Annotated in this window: 2 protein-coding genes; both read left to right on the forward strand. The window is 77.4% G+C overall.

Annotated features, from left to right (window positions below; genetic code table 11):
- On the forward strand, positions 1-953 hold a 953-nt coding region (locus NH602_RS30250), incomplete at its 5' end, for a molybdopterin-dependent oxidoreductase (protein ID WP_253069611.1).
- 50 nt (positions 954-1,003) lie between these two features.
- Positions 1,004-2,206 (forward strand): arabinosyltransferase domain-containing protein (locus NH602_RS30255; protein ID WP_253069612.1); only part of this gene is annotated, 1,203 nt, incomplete at its 3' end.

Below are 2,206 nucleotides of genomic sequence, written 5' to 3' on the forward strand. Positions count from 1 at the left end.
CGGGGCCCGCGGCACTCGCGCTGCCGCCCGCCCCGCCGGTACCGGCGCCCCCGCCGGACGCGACCCTGCCGGGCGCACCGGCCTGGCTGACCCCGACCGCGGACTTCTACCGGATCGACACCGCGCTGCAGGTCCCGCGGGTCGACACCGCCTCCTGGACCCTGCGGGTGCACGGCATGGTCGAGCGCGAGCTGACCCTCTCGCTGGACCAGCTGCGGGCCCGCCCGGTCGTCGAGGTGCCGATCACGATGGTGTGCGTGTCCAACCCGGTCGGCGGCGCGCTGACCTCCAACGCGCGGTTCACCGGGGTGCGCCTGGCCGACCTGCTCGCCGAGGCCGGGATCGGGCCCGGGGCCCAGCAGCTGCTGTCCACCAGCGTCGACGGATTCACCACCGGCACCCCGGTCGACGTCGTCACCGACGGCCGCGACGCCCTGCTCGCGTTCGGCATGAACGGCGAGGCGCTGCCGGTCGAGCACGGCTTCCCGGTGCGCATGGTCGTCCCCGGCCTCTACGGCTACGTCTCCGGCTGCAAGTGGATCACCGACATCGAGGTGACCACCTGGGACGCGGCCACCCCGTACTGGGCCGAACGCGGCTGGGCCCGCGAGGGCCCGGTGAAGACCCAGTCCCGCATCGACACCCCGGTCGCCGGGGCGTCGGTCCCGGCCGGGCGGGTCGTCGTCGCCGGGACGTCGTGGGCGCCGCACGTCGGCATCACCCGGGTCGAGGTCGCCGTCGACGGCGGGACCTGGGTCCCGGCCCGCCTCGGCGCCGACCTCGGCGCCGACACCTGGCGCATGTGGCGCACCGAGATCGAACTGGGACCCGGCGAGCACACCCTGCGCGTGCGCGCGACCGACCGGACCGGCACGGTGCAGACCGAACGGGAACAGGTCTCGATCCCCGACGGCGCGACCGGCCGGCACACGGTGCCGGTCACCGCGGTCTGACGGGCGGACCGGCCCCGCCGCGCTCCCCCGCCGAGTCGATCCGGAAGTCGATGCACCCCTCAGACCACCCCGCCCCGCCGTCCGTCCCCCGCCGCCTGGTGGTCGCGACCCTGCTCGCCGGCCTGCTCGCGGGCCTGCTCGCCGCGCTGGTGCCGTTCGCCCCCGTCGACACCCGCAGCACGACCGTGACCTGGCCCCGGGCGGACGAGCAACCGGTGTCGACGACGGCGGCGTTCCAGCCCTACGCGCCGGAGGCGGTGCGCGTCGACGTCGGCTGCCGGGTGCTGCGCACCGCGCAGGCCCGCTCCGCCGACACCGGGACGGCGACGACCGTCGTGGGCTCGGAGCGGCCCGGTGCCACCGGGATCGGGTTCGCCGTGCTGACCGGACCGGGCGGGGAGCTGCGGGTCCTGGTCGGGGGCCGTGAGCTGCTGCGCGCCCCCGTCCCGCCCGGCGACGCCTGCGGGCTGGTCCTCGACACCGACGAGGCCGGGTCCCGGGTCACCCTCGGCGACGCCGCACCGCGCGCGTTCCCCGGCGACGTCGTGCGCGCGGTCGCCGCGTTCACCACCCAGCTCTCCCCCGCCGACGCCGACGGCCTGCGGGTCACCGCGCGCACCGCGGACTGGTTCGCCGCCGCGTCGTCACCGGCCAAGACCGTGCTGATCGGGCTGCAGTGGCTCGCCGCCGCGGTCGCGGCGGTGCTGCTGGCCCGCCTGGCCGGTGACCGGTTCCGGCGCCGCCGTGGCGCGGCCCGTCTCCGGCGGGCCCGGCTGGCCGCGGTGGGCACCCCGGCCGGGATCGGGCGGGCCGCCGCGGACGTGCTCGTCGTCGTCACGCTCGCGGTGTGGACGGTGCTCGGGCCGCTGTCCACCGACGACGGCTTCACCGAGGCGATCGCGCGCAACGCGACGGGCACCGCGACCGGCGACTTCGGCAACGTCTACCGCTGGGGCAACGCCTCGGAGGCGCCGTACACGCTGGTGATCCGCCTGGTGCGGGCGCTGGCCGAGACCGGGGTGGGGCCGCTGGTGCTGCGCGTGCCCTCGGTGCTCGCCGGGATCGCGGTGTGGCTGCTGCTGTCGCGGGTCGCGCTGCCCGCGGTGCTGGCACGCCACCACCGCCGGGCCTGGGTGCGGGGCACGCTCGGCGTCGCGCTGCTGGCGTGGTGGCTGCCGCTGAACCTCGGGGTCCGCCCGGAGCCGTTCGCGGCGCTCGCGACGACCGCGGCGCTGTGCTGTGCGCTGCGCGCC

Origin of the sequence: Pseudonocardia sp. McavD-2-B, from assembly GCF_024124365.1 — a bacterium.
GTDB classification, from domain to species: Bacteria; Actinomycetota; Actinomycetes; order Mycobacteriales; family Pseudonocardiaceae; genus Pseudonocardia; species Pseudonocardia alni.